Source organism: Leucobacter chironomi DSM 19883 (assembly GCF_000421845.1).
Taxonomy (GTDB): domain Bacteria; phylum Actinomycetota; class Actinomycetes; order Actinomycetales; family Microbacteriaceae; genus Leucobacter; species Leucobacter chironomi.
The window spans coordinates 164492-179280 of record NZ_ATXU01000007.1 but is presented as its reverse complement, the minus strand read 5'-3'; the positions used below and the strand labels follow the sequence as shown (position 1 = coordinate 179280).

13 protein-coding genes and 1 tRNA gene are annotated in these 14789 nt (G+C 71.2%); 3 read left to right on the top strand and 11 right to left on the bottom strand.

Annotated elements, in window-relative coordinates:
• Positions 1-135: 135 nt before the first annotated feature.
• From H629_RS0109585 to H629_RS0109570, 4 genes are all read right to left on the bottom strand, one after another.
• On the bottom strand, positions 136-1527 hold the full coding sequence (locus H629_RS0109585) for a carbohydrate-binding domain-containing protein (protein ID WP_024357049.1): 1392 nt from the start codon (positions 1525-1527) through the stop codon (positions 136-138).
• A complete protein-coding gene (locus H629_RS0109580; protein WP_024357048.1) occupies positions 1524-2324 on the bottom strand; it encodes a polyphosphate polymerase domain-containing protein in 801 nt (266 codons plus the stop codon). Before H629_RS0109580 ends, H629_RS0109585 begins: the two co-directional genes overlap by 4 nt.
• A complete protein-coding gene (locus H629_RS0109575) occupies positions 2321-2941 on the bottom strand; it encodes a DUF4956 domain-containing protein (RefSeq protein WP_024357047.1) in 621 nt (206 codons plus the stop codon). The genes H629_RS0109580 and H629_RS0109575 overlap by 4 nt, the downstream gene beginning before the upstream one ends.
• A gap of 130 nt (positions 2942-3071) precedes the next feature.
• The gene (locus H629_RS0109570) at positions 3072-4007 is read right to left on the bottom strand and encodes a 2-hydroxyacid dehydrogenase (protein ID WP_024357046.1); all 936 of its coding nucleotides are present in this window, start codon (positions 4005-4007) and stop codon (positions 3072-3074) included.
• 99 nt (positions 4008-4106) lie between these two features.
• Here H629_RS0109570 and H629_RS0109565 point away from each other — a divergent pair, with 99 nt between their 5' ends.
• Positions 4107-4307, top strand: a complete 201-nt coding sequence (locus tag H629_RS0109565) for a hypothetical protein (RefSeq protein ID WP_024357045.1) — start codon at positions 4107-4109, stop codon at positions 4305-4307.
• A gap of 138 nt (positions 4308-4445) precedes the next feature.
• Positions 4446-4661, top strand: coding sequence for a hypothetical protein (locus H629_RS0109560; RefSeq protein WP_024357044.1), 216 nt, complete (start codon positions 4446-4448; stop codon positions 4659-4661).
• A gap of 127 nt (positions 4662-4788) precedes the next feature.
• Here the strand turns inward: H629_RS0109560 and H629_RS14580 are convergent, their stop codons facing one another.
• Entirely contained in the window at positions 4789-5754 is a 966-nt protein-coding gene (locus tag H629_RS14580; protein WP_076623984.1) for a GGDEF domain-containing protein, read from the bottom strand.
• 117 nt (positions 5755-5871) lie between these two features.
• A tRNA-Tyr gene (locus H629_RS0109550) sits at positions 5872-5956 on the bottom strand.
• A gap of 95 nt (positions 5957-6051) precedes the next feature.
• Between H629_RS0109550 and H629_RS0109545 the strand changes: the two genes are divergently transcribed.
• Positions 6052-6516, top strand: coding sequence for a GNAT family N-acetyltransferase (locus H629_RS0109545; protein ID WP_024357042.1), 465 nt, complete (start codon positions 6052-6054; stop codon positions 6514-6516).
• Positions 6517-6567: 51 nt separating this feature from the next.
• On the opposite strand, the gene H629_RS0109540 is transcribed toward H629_RS0109545, so the two are convergent.
• The 5 genes from H629_RS0109540 to H629_RS0109520 form a co-directional block, all read right to left on the bottom strand.
• A complete protein-coding gene (locus H629_RS0109540; RefSeq protein WP_024357041.1) occupies positions 6568-10575 on the bottom strand; it encodes a proline dehydrogenase family protein in 4008 nt (1335 codons plus the stop codon).
• 225 nt (positions 10576-10800) lie between these two features.
• Complete coding sequence (locus H629_RS0109535) at positions 10801-11592, bottom strand: ABC transporter ATP-binding protein (RefSeq protein ID WP_024357040.1); 792 nt, start codon at positions 11590-11592, stop codon at positions 10801-10803.
• 4 nt (positions 11593-11596) lie between these two features.
• Complete coding sequence (locus H629_RS0109530) at positions 11597-12619, bottom strand: ABC transporter permease (RefSeq protein ID WP_024357039.1); 1023 nt, start codon at positions 12617-12619, stop codon at positions 11597-11599.
• 113 nt (positions 12620-12732) lie between these two features.
• Positions 12733-13749, bottom strand: a complete 1017-nt coding sequence (locus H629_RS0109525) for an ABC transporter substrate-binding protein (protein WP_024357038.1) — start codon at positions 13747-13749, stop codon at positions 12733-12735.
• 242 nt (positions 13750-13991) lie between these two features.
• Entirely contained in the window at positions 13992-14783 is a 792-nt protein-coding gene (locus H629_RS0109520; RefSeq protein ID WP_024357037.1) for an ABC transporter ATP-binding protein, read from the bottom strand.
• Positions 14784-14789 lie beyond the last annotated feature (6 nt).

The window sequence follows — 14789 nt, the reverse complement described above, 5'->3', positions numbered from 1 at the left end:
ATCAGACCATCCTACGCCCTCGGGTGCGCTCCGGGCCGGGCGTGCGGATCGCCCCGGGCGACGGGCTGCGGATGATCCGGCTCGCAGACGCCGAGTGCAGGTGCCGCGGATCGCATACGCTTGGACGCCCGGCCGCTAGCGCTCCTGCATCGGCGCGCCGGGCGGCAGCCCCTCGCCCGCCGCCGGGGGCGTGCCGCCGAGGCCACCCGCACCGGGGCCGCCCATCCCCCCGTTCCCGCGCTGAGCGGTCGCCGGATCCCATGCCGCGCCATTCGCGGTGACCGTGCCGCCCGTCACCGTGACCTCTCCGTTGGCGTCGACCGGCAGATCTCCCCCGTTGTCCGCGCTCGTGATCGTGATGTCGCCGCCAGAGATGCCGATCGTGCCGTTCGAGTCGAGCCCGTCGGTGCCCGCGGCGATGGTGATCGTGCCGCCCGAGATCTCGAGGCGCTCGCCGGTGTCGGTCTCGCGATCCGCACCGCCCGTATTGAGCCCGGCGGCGTTGATCCCGTCATCCGAGGCCGTGAGGTCGAGAACGCCCGCGAAGATGCCGATACTCACGGCTTCCATCGCCTCGGTCGACTCGGTCACGGTGATCTCGCCGCCGCCCACCGAGACGATCGCCTCGCCCTTCACTCCGTCGTCGGCCACCGCGGCCGTCACCGTGCCGCCCGTGACCACCGTGTCCGTCCGGGCCTGCATCCCGTCATCGCCTGCGGTGATGTCGATATCGCCTCCGGTCACGAGGATGTAGCCCCGCGTCTCATCCTCTTCCTGATCGCTCTTCAACCCGTCGCCGTTCCCGGCTGCGAGCGTGAGCGCGCCGCCCTCCACCACCAGCGCGTCCTTCCCGCGCAGGGCGTCGTCGGCCGCCGTGACCGTGAGGTCGCCCGACAGGATCACCAGGTCGTCAGTGCTCGAGATCCCATCATTGCCGTTGCCGCGCACCGCGAGGGATCCGGATCCCGAGATCGTGAGATCGGCCCGAGCGTCGATCGCGGCGTTCGCGGTGGCGTCATCGGCGTACGACGCGGCGTCGGAGACCGTGTTCTGGCTGCCGTCGGCGAGGTGGATCGCCACGTCGTCGGCGCTCTGCACCTCGATCGCGGGCCCGGCCGCATCGGCGATGTCGACGCCGTCGAGGATCAGCACCACGAGCGCGTCGTCGGGGGCGGCGACCACGAGCCGCCCGTCGAGCGCACCGTGCATCCGGTACACGCCTGCCTCAGCGATGGTGACCGTCGACCCGTCGACCCGCACCCCGGCCGCGGCGGACGAGGCGGACGAGCCGGAGAGCTCCACGTCGACCGCGTCGGCGGCCGACCACTCGTCGTCGTTCACCGTCGTGTAGTCGGCGTTGGCGGCGAGCACCTCGCCGGGGCTGAGATCTCCGGAGAAGACATCGGCGCCGGCCGACACCGAGGCCACCGCCGTCGGCGTCTCGGCCTCATCGGCGGTGGCAGCGCACCCCGCGAGCATCGCCCCCGACAGGGCGATCGCAGCGGCGGCGAATATCGGGCGGGTCATGGGTGCTCCTTCAGGGTGTGCGGATGGGTGCGGGATGCTGCAGCGAACGGACCGCGCAGCAGCCTCGCCCACCGGTTGCCCGGCAGCTCAGGATGCAGCGCCGCGGTGCCGGTGCCGAACTTGCTGATGTTCTGGGGACGATGGCCGGATCGCCACAGCTCGCGGTCGAGCGGAGTGATGCAACCCACCGACTTCGACTCGACGATCACCTGGCCCGGCAACGCCAAGCAGCGCCCGTCGGCGTCGATCCAGGCGAGGCCGCTGTCGACCGTGGCGCGGCTCCCGTCGGCGAGCAGCAGGGTGGTGCGCCGATAGCGGGTGGTGAGCGCGGGGCGCAGCTGCGATTCGAGATCCGGATCGAAACCGATGCTCTCCAGCGACTCCGCGGCGTAGGCGCGACCCGCCGCGGTCAGACGATCCAGGTGCTGCGCGGCGTACGGGATGCGATCCTTCACCGTCGCGCCGCGCCCTCCGCGGGTCTTCATCTCCAGGAACGCCGTGCGGGTGCCGGCGTACACGCGCGTGCGCAGCTTGAATCTGCGCCGGCGGGGCTGCGCGGCCAAGCGGTAGCTCAGCCGATCCGGAGTGTCGAAGTACACCGAGGCGTACTCGCATCCGCGCGCACCCTCCAGGTCGAGCACCCGAGTGCTCGCATCGAGACCGCGGATCACCGCCACGGCATCCGCCGTCGGCAGCAGGTACTTGCGATCGACCCGCGTCAGCAGTTCGGCACCCGCCACGAGTTCTCCGAGCGTCACCGCGGGGAATCGCTCGACGGTTCGTTCGACGGCGGTCATCGCGCCTCCTCCGGTGCGATCTGCACCGCGCGCGTCCGCAGTGGTGCCACCAGGCGGCCCCGGGCCTCCTGCGGCAGCCGGTAGCGCACGTCGATGAGCGCCGTGTCGTTCACGAAGTCGAGCTCCTGCACCGACACGGCGGTCACCCGGCCGCCCAAGCGACGCTCCAGCTCGCCCCGCAGCTCGCGTTCATCGGCGATCGCGCGGTCCAATCGCACCACCTGATGCCGGCTGCGGGCCAGCACCGCCGGATGATCCGCCACCCACATCACCGCGAGGATCATCGCGGTCAGCAGCACCGGCATCAGCAGCTCGTCGGTCGCGAGACCGCCGATGAGGCCCATCGCGAGCGCCGAGAAGTAGTAGGCGACCTCGCGCTGCGAGATCTCCGACGAGCGCAACCGGATGATCGAGAGCACGCCGAAGAGCCCGAGCCCCAGCCCCGCGGCGATCTGCGCACCGCCCAGCACCGACGTCACCGCCAGCACCCCGATGTTCACGCCGAGGAAGGCCACCATGAGATCTCTGCGGCGGTGCCGCGGATAGTAGAGGCCGAGAGTGAGGATGAGCGCCGCGACGATGTCGACGGCGATGAGGGTGAGGCTGGGGGCGGGCACGCCGAGCTCCTATCGTCGAACGGAGCCGGAGACCGCGAGGGGTTCCGGCTGTGCTCCATTCCAACGAAGAGAGTTATGCGAATCGTATGGGCGGGCTGCACGCACCATGCGAACCGAGCCCGTGGCCCGATCAGCCGAGGTCGATGAGGTTTTCGGGCGACTCCCCCGCCCGCAGGTGCGCGATCTGGCGCTTGAGCAGCGCCGCCATCCGCGGCATCATCGCACTCGAATCACCGCCGACGTGAGGCGTGATGAGCGTGTTCGGGCACTCCCACAGCGGATGCCCCTCGGGCAGCGGCTCGGGATCGGTGACGTCGAGCGCCGCCCGCAGACGCCCCGAGCGCAGCTCGGCGACGAGCGCGTCAGTCTCGACGACAGGGCCGCGGGCCACGTTCACGAGCAGCGCGCCGTCGGGCATCGCCGCGAGCGCAGCTGCGTCGATGAGCCCCCGTGTCTCGTCGGTGAGGGGCACCGCGAGGATCACGATCTCGGCCTCCGCGAGACGCTCGTGCAGTTCGGCGAACCCGCGCACCTCGACCGCGTCGCCGGCGAGGTTCCGCTGCTCCCGCGGCGAACGGGCGAGCCGTTCGATCTGCACCTCGAAGCCGGCGAGCCGCGCCTCGACGGCCTGCGACACACCGCCATAGCCCACGAGCAGCACCCGGCGGTCGGCCAGGCTCGGGAAGCTCCGCAGCTCCCACCGGCTCTCATCACCCGCGCGCACGAACTCCGGAAGGCCGCGCTGGGCGGCGAGGGTGAGAGCCAGGGCGAGCTCCGCGGTCGAGGCCTCGTGCACGGTCGCCGCATTCGCGAACGGCAGGCCGCCGGGCAGATGCTTCGCCACGCCGTTGTAGCCGATCGACTGCCACTGCACCAACCGAGCTTCGACCCCTGCGAGCGCCGAGAGGCACCGCGCACCGCCCCAGTACGGCGGCACCACGATGTCGAAGAACGGCCGCGGCGCCGGAGTGTCGAGATCCCAGTCCACGAACTCGACCCCGGGCAACTCGCCCAGAACGTCGCGCAGCGGCTCTTCGGCGGGCAGGGAGACGACGAGGTCAGACATACGATCGAGTGTAGTGTCGGCACGATCCGCTGCGGGAGCCCCCCGGTTTTCGGAACCCCGCTGCAGCGCTGCGCCAAACTTGGCTGTACGGTAATAGGTATGGACACCTCGTATTTTGAGCGGCTCCCCGAGAGCATTCAGAAGCTCGTGGTCGACGGCTTGGACGCCGAAGTGCAGGCCGGGCTCGAAAAGCTCGACGAGGCCAAGAAGTCGGGATCGCTGGCCGCCGAGCAGCAGACCGCCATCGAAGGCGACATCCGCCGGGCCGCCGAGCTGCGCAACCGCTTCGCCCCCGCCTGAGCCGGACCGCCAGCCCCGGGATGGAACGAACCGGCCCCGCGGCAGAAGGAGCGGGCGGATCCCGGTCGCGCGATCCGCACACCTCCTCCTCAGCTTGATTCGACAACCTGGATGCTCCAGCAGAAAGGAGCACCGATCATGGGATTTCTTGAGGACGCGAAGGAAACCGCTGAAGCCGCGGCGAAGAAGGTCAGCCGCGCTGTCGAGGACGGCGTCGACAAGGCCAAGGACAAACTCGACGAGGTGAAGGCCGAAGCCGAGGTGAAGAAGGCCGAGGCCGACGTCAAGAAGGCGGAGGCCGAGCGCGACGCGACGCAGGCGCGCAACGAGATCAAGGACGAGCTGCGCGACTGAAGCGCAGCACGCGACACCGCAGGGCCCGGCCGGGATCAGCTCCCGGCCGGGCCCTGCTGCTGTCTGCGGGTTGCACTCAGGGCCGCGACGTGGTCACGGAGCGAGCGACCGTGATCGGTGCCTGGCCTCAGCCGGCGGTGAGCAGTCCGCTGCCTTTCCGCACGCGCTTCTGGTGGTACATGCGGGCATCGGCGGCCGCGATCGCCTCGGCCATCGGCACCCGACCCGGCTCGGCCACAGCGAGACCGACCGAGGCCTCCACCTCAGCTGCGGCGAGAGCCGCCGCGAGCGCCGCCGCACACTCCTCGAGCTGAGACGGGGTGACGCCGTTCACGAGCACCATGAACTCGTCCCCGCCGCAGCGGGCGACGTGGCTGCCAGCGGCGCACGCACCCGTCAGCGCCTGCGCCGCGCGAACGATCAGGGCGTCCCCGGCGGCGTGCCCGCGCGCGTCGTTGATGCGCTTCAATCCGTCGAGGTCGATGACCGCGACGGCCACCGGGTCGCCGAACGCGTCGAGGCGCTCCTGCGCGTCCGCGACGACGCGCTCCCAGCCTCGCCGGTTCAGCACGCCGGTCAGCGGGTCTGTTTGCGCGAGCGTCTCCGTGAACTCGAGCCGTCTGCGCTCGTGGTCGATGCGCCGTGAGAGCGTGAGCTGAGAGGTGAGCAGTTCGCTGAGCAGGAACACGAGGCTCTCGTCGACCCCCTCGTCGTCCCTGAGCGGTGCGGGCCGCACACCGCAGAGCACTCCGAAGATCCCGTCCCGATCGTCCCCGATGGGGTACCCGGCATACGCGCCCACCGTCGCGGCGGCGGCCAGGTCGGCGTAGTCGGGGTCGCTGAGGGAGTTGCGCACCACGTGCTTCGCGCCGGCCGACATGCGGCTGCAGAACGACTCCGTCCACGCGACGCGGTCGCCCACTTCGAGCAGATGATCATGATGCACGTGCAGGTGGATCTGCTCGCCTCCGGCGACGCGCGACACCGACCAATCGGTGAGCGGCGTGTGCGAATTGAGGTAGGCGACGACGCGTTCCGCTGACTCCGTGAAGGATCGGGCACCACTCATGCCCCGCGCATCGGGTGATTGCATATCGCTAATGTAGCCCACCGGATCGCGCCGGGGCATCCGCCGATACAACTCGAAACACCCAGCCAGTCCAGACAACGAGAAAGCCCGGTCAGAAGTTTCTTCTGACCGGGCTTTTGCTGGTGGCGGATGAGGGATTCGAACCCCCGTAGGCAGTGCCAGCTGATTTACAGTCAGCCCCCTTTGGCCGCTCGGGTAATCCGCCGTCGGCCGTGCAAGCACGACCAAGAGACCACTTTAGCGTCTCACTCTCGCGAACGGAAATCGGCGTGCGCCGCACCGGCATGGCAGGATCGGAACATGCCCGCGCTCCCCGAAGAACTCACCCTGGTCACGGCCGACCGCGTCGACGACATCCCCACCAGCACCTTCTACCGCATCGCCCGGCTGCGGCAGGAGGTCTTCGTGGTGGAGCAGGACTGCGTCTATCTCGACCTCGACGGCCGCGATCTCGAAGCCGGCGCGACGCAGCTCTGGGCGCAGACCGCTGACGGCGAGATCGCCGCGACCGTGCGCGTCCTCGACGAGAGCGCTCAGGAAGCGAACCTCGTGAGCATCGGGCGCGTGGTCACCGCCCCCGCCTGGCGCGGCCGGGGCGTCGCCGCCGCGCTGCTGCGGGCCGCCATCGAGGGATGCGCAGGCCGCCCGATCCTGATCCACGCCCAGTCGCACCTCGCCTCCTGGTACGGCGGCTTCGGCTTCACGCCGTGCGGCGAGGAGTTCCTCGAAGATGGCATCCCGCACACCCCGATGCGCCTCGGCTGACACCCGGGCGGAGTCCGCTCCAGCCCCGCAAGACCCGCTGGCCGTGCCGTGTCACTCCTCGATGAGTTCGTCGAGGCCCGGCACCTCGGTCGCGAGACCGTGCCGGTGCGCGCGCGCCGACACCGACTGCTCGCGCAGCAGCGTCAGCAGCTCGACCGGACCCGCCATCGTCACAGGCTGCGCCCAGAGCGCCACGCGATCCAGCCCGCCCATCCACTCGGCCGCCCGCACCGCGTCGCCGCCGATCAGTCTCACCCGGTCGGCCACCACACCATCTGCGGTGACCGGGCCGGAGACCGCGAGACGCTCCACCCAGTCGTCGTCGCGTTCGAGCGACACCTCGACGCCCTGCCGCTCGAGGAAGGCGGTGACCGCCGCCGGCAGCACCTCGCCGGTCGACACCGATACGGGCGCGCGCACGAGCAGCGCCGCGGCGAGCACACGCACGAGCGACGCGATGCTGCCGCCCTCGGCGAGCCGCAGCTGCGTGACGACGGGCAGGTAGCGGATCACGTTGCGTTCGATACCGAGGCCGATCGTGTCGCGTTCCAGCCCGAATGAGGTGCGCCAGGCGAGTGCGTCGGCGAGCGCCGCACGCCGCACCTCGTCGAACTCCTCGTAGTGCAGCACCGACTGCGCCGCCTCGATGAGCAGCCGCACCTCGGGCTCCAGCCCGCGCAGGTGCAGCGTCTCGCTGCGCGTGCCCTCTCGCAGTTGCCAGGCACCCAACGGCAGCAGACGGTTGGGGCCGCCGCTGAGCGCAGGCAGGCCCATCGCGGCGTCGTTCCAAGCGCCGCCGGGATGCCGCTCGATGCGTGCCGCCGTGGTGGGGCGGTTGATCGTCAGCGATGCCGCCTCGACCCCGGCGAGCCAGTCGAGGATCTCATCGGCGTCGTTCGACTGCAGACCCGCCGCGACGCCGCCGCCCACCGCGTTCTGCAGCCGCAGCGCCTCATCGAGCGTGTGCGCGTGTGCGATGCCCAGCACCGGAACCCCGCGGGCATCGTCCCAGAACGACGACGACGCCGAGACGCCGAGACGCACGCCGGGGCTCCACAGTCGGCCGTCGGCGTCGAGCATGCGCGGCTGCACGAGCCACTCCTCGCCGCGCCCCAGCTCGGTGAGCGCCCGCAGCGCGGCGTCCCCGGCGGGCGCGGCGAGCGGCCCCACGTCGAAGCTGAGCGGATCCGCTCCCTCCGGCCTGGCAGTGTCGCCCACCCGCAGGGCACGCACTGCGTCGCCGAGGCCGTCGCGGAAACGACGCGAGCGCCCCACGCTACCGAGCAGGATCGCCACCTGAGCGGTGCGCGGGTGCGCCCCCGCAGCCGAGAACGCCGAGGCGACCAGGTCGTCGATCGCCCGGTCGAGGTCGGCCGACGGCGCCACGAGCACCGTGCCCCGCGCGTGGAATCGGCCCTCGATCTGCAGATCGGGCCGGCGACGGGCGATCTCGCGAGCCGCGGCGCGATCGCCGAGCACGATGGCCCGGTCGATGCCGGCGCGGGAGACCCGCTCGAAGAACTGCGCCGACTCGCCCACTGTTTCGAGGGCGACCGCGCCAGGGGTGACGCCGCCGACCTCCCACTCCTCGAGCAGCGCCTCGGCGGAGCTCAGGAAGCGCCCGGGCACCGCCCACAGCACGCCGTTGCCGGCGCCGAGCGCCGCGAGCACCGACTCGGCCTGCACCGAGAGCGGCGTGATCGCATCGGCGAGGACGAGCACGAACCCCTCCGACACGAACGTCGCGCCTCTCACCGCCGCGAGCCCTTCCGCGAGCTGACCGGAGTAGCGGGCGGCGTCGACGATGTCGCCCACCTCGGCGTCGAGCTCCCCCGCGGGTGCCCCGGTGTCCGCGGCGAGCGTCTGCAGCATGCGATCCCGTGCGGCGACCACGGCGAGCGCGGCCCGCCGCAATCGCGAGGCCCGCGCCCGCGCGGGCTGCCCGCTCCAGCCCTGACCGGCGTCGCGCGCCGTGTGCGGAAGCGGCTCGGCGGGTTCCGGGAGCTCGGTCTCCTCTGCGGCTTGCTGCGGCTCGGCGACCGGCTCGGGGGCTTCGCCGTGCAGCTCAGCGGGATCGGTGCCGGCCGACACCACCGCAGCCCCCTCGCCGCCGACGCCTGACGGAGCGTCCGATTCGGCGCCGGCGGCCGGCTCCTCATGCGCCTCCGAATCGGCATCGACGGACGAATCCGCACCCGCCCGCAGCGTCACGCCCTCGGCCGCGCGCACGAGCAGCGCCCGCACCCAGTCGCGGTTGCCGGCGAGGCTCGCGTCGGTCGCGGGTTCGCCCGCGAAGCCCGACTCCGAGACCACGGGGATCGGGCACGGCGGCGCCAGCGATTCGAGGCGCACCTCGCCCGTCGAGCCTCGCGTGAGGCCGAGCACGGCGGCGGTGAGCCCGCCCGTGTCGAAGCGCGCGGGCTCGTCGGGCGCACGGTAGAACAGGGCGCTGTCGCGCTCGCTCGGATCCCACTCGCGGGCGCGCAGCTGCGTGCGGTGCGACGCGGGTGCCGGGTCGGCGGCGAGTGCCGCAGCGGCGCGGAATGCCGCCCGCTCCGCTTCGATCACCCCGGCCGCGGCGCCTGCGTCAGGTTCGAAGTCGAAGTCGGAGTCAGGATCGGGATCGGGGCCGGAGTCGGAGTCGGGATCGGGGCCGGGGCCGGAGTCGGAGTCGGGATAGGGATCGGGGCCGGAGTCGGAATCGGGATCGGGATCCACACGCTCGCCCCCGGCCTCGACGAGCGCGTCGAAACGGGCGACGACCGATTCGGGGTCGGCGGCCTCGGCTGCGAACCCCACGAGCAGATCGACCGCGCCCGAGAACTCCCGCGGCGCGACGACGGGCAGCGAGACGCGCACCTCGGCTGCCGCGTCCGCGAGCACCTGCGCGAGGCCGGGTGCGATGCCGCTGCGCAGTTGCAGGGAGAAGAGCCCCTGCGCGCCGAGCTGCTCGGCCAGGGCCACCGTGCCGCTCAGCACGAAGAGATCTTCGGACGCGATGACGGGGCGCAGCACGGCGGCCCGCCCCGGGTGCAGCGCGAGCTCGATGAGGCGCAGCAGCTGAGCCGTGACCTGCTCGCGATCCTCGAGCACCGGCACGGGGAGTCCGCTCTCGATCGAGGCGATGCGCTCGGCGCTCGCCACCCCGGCCACGCCGATGACGGCTTCGACCGCGGCCCCGCCGTCTGCCGCGCGCTGCTGCGCCCACCGGCTGATGCGGTCGTAGAGCTCGCGCGACTCCGGCAGCTCGGCCATGATCCGCACCCCCACCCGCACCCGGTCGAGCGCCGCGTCGGCGAGAGCGCGCACCACGACCTCGGGCAGCAGCCGCGCCCACCGCACGCTGCGGGGTTCGAGGTGCACGGTCGTGCCGTGCTCGGCGGCCGCGTCGAGCACGGGGCGCAGGGCGCGCACCGCGCGCAGCACGTCGTCTTCGGCTGACCAGTCGGTGCCGCCGGGCGCGATGCGGGCGGGATCGACCACCACGTGCCCCACGGCGGGCAGGGCGCAGAGCGCGACCAGCCTGGAGACCTCGGCCTCGGCACCGGCGGGGCCGTGCACCGCCTCGCCGAGCGGCATCACGACAGGCACCATTCCGGCCTCGCCCAGGCGGCGCAGCGCCTCGGTGAGGCGGCTCATCCGGGCCGGGCCGGCGACCTTGCCGCCGGCCGGCAGCTTCGCGGCGAGCACCAGGTCGGCCACCCGCTCGCGCAGGCGCCGACGCGCCATCGGCAGCACGGCCCAGGGCAGCCCCAGCGAGGTCGCGCCTCCCGCGCGCACGGCCAGGCGATCCCGCACCGGCAGCGAGGGGGGCACCTCCTGGGCGACCTCGCGCAGCCCCGCGGCAGACGCGAACACGTCTTCGGTGCTCGCGAGCAGTTCGAGGAGGCGCCGTGTGAACTCGAAGCTCTCAGGATCTCGCCGCATCGCCCGCAGGAAGCCCGGCTGCTCATCGCCGTCGCGAGCGCACAGCGCCGCGAGCCAGCCCGCGGCGCGCGTCTCGGCCTGGCCGGCGATCGCCTCCCACGTCGTGTCGCGACCGAAAGATTCTGCTGCCATGTGCCCACTGTAGAGGTCGCCTCCGACAAAATCGGGAGCGCACGCGGGCACTGCTCAAGCCCTCGCGCCTGGGCATCGTCCGTGCCCGCAAGCAGTCCACGCCCGCGCGCCCGATCAGCCCCAATCGCGTGCATCGAGGTCACGCGTGTGGTCGTTATCGCGCCGGACAACGACCACACGCGCGACCTCGCCGCCATCGACAGCAGGGAGGAAGGGCGAGAGCCCCTACGACAGCAGCGCGCGGTCGTCGAGCTGAGCGCCCTTGATCTTGCCGAACTCCTCGAGCAGCCGCGGCACGGTGAGCGTGCGCTTCTCGTCGGCCGAGGCCGAGAACACGATGCGCCCCTCGTGCATCATGATGAGGCGATTGCCGAGGCGCAGCGCCTGCTCCATGTTGTGCGTCACCATGAGGGTGGTCAGCCGACCCTGCGACACGATCCGGCCCGTGAGCTCGGTCACCAGCGCGGCACGCTGCGGATCGAGCGCGGCCGTGTGCTCGTCCAGCAGCAGGATGCTCGGGTGCGTGAACCCGGCCATGAGCAGCGACAGCGCCTGACGCTGACCGCCCGACAGCAGACCGACCTTCGCGGTGAGCCGGTTCTCGAGGCCGAGCTCGAGCGACTGCAGCTCGTCGCGGAAGCGCTCGCGCAGCGACCGGGTGAGCGCGAGGCCGAGCCCGCGGCGCTTGCCGCGCCGCACCGCGAGGGCGAGGTTCTGCTCGATGGTGAGGTCGGGGGCGGTGCCCGCCATCGGGTCCTGGAACACACGACCCACGTAGGCCGCCCGCTGATGCTCCTTGAGCCTGTTCACGCGGCGGCCGTCGATCTCGATGCTGCCGGTGTCGACGGTGTAGCGGCCGGAGATCGCGTTGAGCAGTGTGGACTTGCCTGCGCCGTTCGATCCGATCACGGTGACGAAGTCGCCCTCGTCGAGGTGCAGGCTCAGCCCGGCGAGCGCACGCCGCTCGTTGACGGTGCCCGCGAAGAAGGTCTTCTCGATCTTGTCGATCTTGAGCATGCGACTACCTTCCGCTGGTCTCTGAGGAGGATGCGCCCTCAGCGGGCGCGGTGGTCGCCGGTTCGGGATCCGCCCCGCCGGCACCGGCCTGCGCGGCCCGGGCGGCCTCGGTCTCGATCACCACGGAGCCGCCGCGGCGGCGCAGCGCGGGCAGCTTGCGCAGGAAGCCCCAGCGCGGCAGCAGCAGCGCCGCGACCACGAGGGCGGCGGTGATGAACTTCATGTCGTTGGGGTCGAGCCCGGCGCGCAGCGCGAAGAAGATGATGAGGCGGTACAGCACCGCGCCGAAGATCACGGCGAGGCTCGCGATCCAGATGAAGCGCTGCCCGAAGATCGCCTGGCCGAGGATCACGGAGGCGAGGCCCACGAGGATCAGGCCGACGCCCATGCTGATGTCGGCGAAGCCCTGGTACTGCGCCACGAGCGCACCGCAGAGCGCGACGAGACCGTTCGAGATGGCGAGGGTGAGGATCGTGGTGCGATCGGTGTTCACGCCAAAGCTGCGGATCATCGGGCCGTTGTCGCCGGTCGCCTGGATCGCGAGACCGAGGTTGGTCGACAGGAACCAGTCGACCACGAGCTTGAGCACCAGCACGCCGGCCGCGATGATCGCGATGCCGCCCCAGGTGCCCAGTAGATCGCCGTCGCGCAGCGGGGTGAAGACGGTCTCGGCGCGCAGCATCGGCAGGTTGGCGGCGCCAGACGCGCCTTCTTTCGCGGTGCCCATGATGCGCAGGTTGATCGACCACAGCGCGATCATGGTGAGGATGCCCGCCAGCAGGCCGTCGATCTTGCCCTTCGTGTGCAGCAGGCCGGTCACGATTCCCGCGAGCACTCCGGCCACCGCGCCGGCCACGGTGGCGAGCACCGGGTTCTGCCCGAGCGTGATCAGCGCCGCCGCGACGGCTGCGCCGGTGGTGAAGCTGCCGTCGACCGTGAGGTCGGGGAAGTTCAGCACCCGGAAGGTGAGGTAGACGCCGAGCGCCATCACACCGTAGATGAGTCCGAGTTCGAGCGCGCCGATCATGGGATGTTCCTTACTGTCGTGCAGAGCCGCCGGCTGAACCGCGGGGGCGGGATCCGGGATCGGATCCGTGCCCCGGCGAGCTCAGCCGGCGGCGGGTCTGCCAGTCGTGGCTGTTAGCCGACGGTCTCGGCCTGGTCGAGGATGTCCTGCGGGATCTCGACGCCCATGCGCTCTGCGGCGCCCGGGTTGACCACGTAGGCGAGCTCGGTGGCAAACTCGACGGGGGTCTTGGCGGGATCCTCGCCCTTCAGGATGCGGATCGCCATCTCGCCGGTCTGACGGCCGAGCTCGGTGTAGTCGATGCCGAGCGTGGCGATCGCGCCGCCCTCGACGGTGCCGGCCTCGGCGCCGATCACGGGGATCTGCTTCTCCTCGGCGACCTGCACGAGCGACGAGATGCCGCCGACGACCATGTTGTCGGTGGGCACGTAGATGGCGTCGACGTCGCCGAGCGCCTCCGTGGCCTGCGCGATGTCGTTGGCGGTGGTGACCGTCTTCGTCACGATCTCGAGGTCGAGACCGGCGGCGACCTTCTCGGCCGCGGCGACCTGCACCTCGGAGTTCACCTCGCCCGAGGCGTAGACGATGCCCACGGTGGCGGCGTCGGGCACGAGCTCCTTGATGAGCTCGAACTGCGCCTGCAGGGCGTCCTCGGGCACGGCGTCGCTGGTGCCGGTGACGTTGCCGCCCGGCTTCGCGTTCGAGTCGACGAGTTCGGCGGTGACCGCGTCGGTGACCGCGGTGAAGAGCACGGGCTTGTCGGTGATGGCCTGCGCGGCGGCCTGCGCGGCCGGGGTGGCGACGGCGAGCACGAGGTCGGCGTCGGAGGAGGCGAAGCCCTGCGCGATCGAGACAGCGGTGGCCTGCTCGCCGTTGGCGTTCTGCAGATCGAACTCGACGGTCTCGCCCTCGACGTAGCCGGCGTCGATGAAGGCCTGCTTGAAGCCCTCGGTGGCCGAGTCGAGCGCGGGGTGCTGCACGAGCTGGCTGATGCCGATCGTGACCTTCTCGACGGTGGCATCGGCGCTGTCGGTCGCTTCCGAGGAGCCGGAGCAGGCGCTGAGCGTGAGCGCGGCAGCAGCGGTGAGGCTTGCTGCGGCGAGCGCACGGCGGAACGAGGTCTGACGCATGTGTTATCGATCCTTCGCAGGTCTACCCGCCGAGACCAGTGCCTCGGCGAACTGAGAAATCGGCGCGAGTAAACGCCGATTCAAGCATCGTAGACCGCGGCGACCCGATTCGCGCAAACCGGCCGCGGTTTCGTGATCGACACGTTGCCTTCCGGAAACGCGACACGCCGCCTCGTCCTGCACGAGACGGCGCGTCTCGTTTTCCCCCTCAGATCGGGCGGGCGCCGGGCCCGCCTTCGTTGCTAAGCGAGCAGCGCCCGGTCGTCGAAGCTCGCGCCCTTGATCTTCGCGAACTCCGCGAGCAGCAGCGGCACGGTGAGGTGCTGCTTCTCCTCGGCCGAGGCCTGGAAGACGATGCGCCCCTCGTGCATCATGATGAGGCGGTTGCCGAGCTTGAGCGCCTGCTCCATGTTGTGCGTCACCATGAGGGTGGTCAGCCCGCCCTCGGCGACGATGCGCTCGGTGAGGTCGGTCACGAGCGCGGCCCGCTGCGGGTCGAGCGCCGCGGTGTGCTCATCGAGCAGCAGGATCCGCGGCTTCGTGAATCCCGACATGAGCAGCGACAGCGCCTGGCGCTGACCGCCCGAGAGCAGACCGACCTTCGCGGTGAGCCGGTTCTCGAGGCCGAGCTCGAGCGATTTCAGCTCCTCCACGAACTGCTCGCGCCGGGACTTCGTGATCCCGAGGCCGAGGCCGCGCGCCTTGCCGCGCTGCAGCGCGAGCGACAGGTTCTGCTCGATCGTGAGGTCGGGCGCGGTGCCCGCCATCGGATCCTGGAACACGCGGCCCACGTAGCGGGCGCGCTGGTACTCCTTGAGCTTCGTCACCGGCTTGCCGTCGACGGTGAGCGACCCGGTGTCGACGGTGTAGCGGCCCGCGATCGCGTTGAGCAGCGTCGACTTGCCGGCGCCGTTCGATCCGATCACGGTGACGAAGTCGCCCTCGTCGAGGCGCAGGCTCAGATCGACGAGCGCTTTGCGCTCGTTGATCGTTCCCGCGAAGAACGTCTTGGAGATGCGGTCGATGTTCAGCATGGCGTT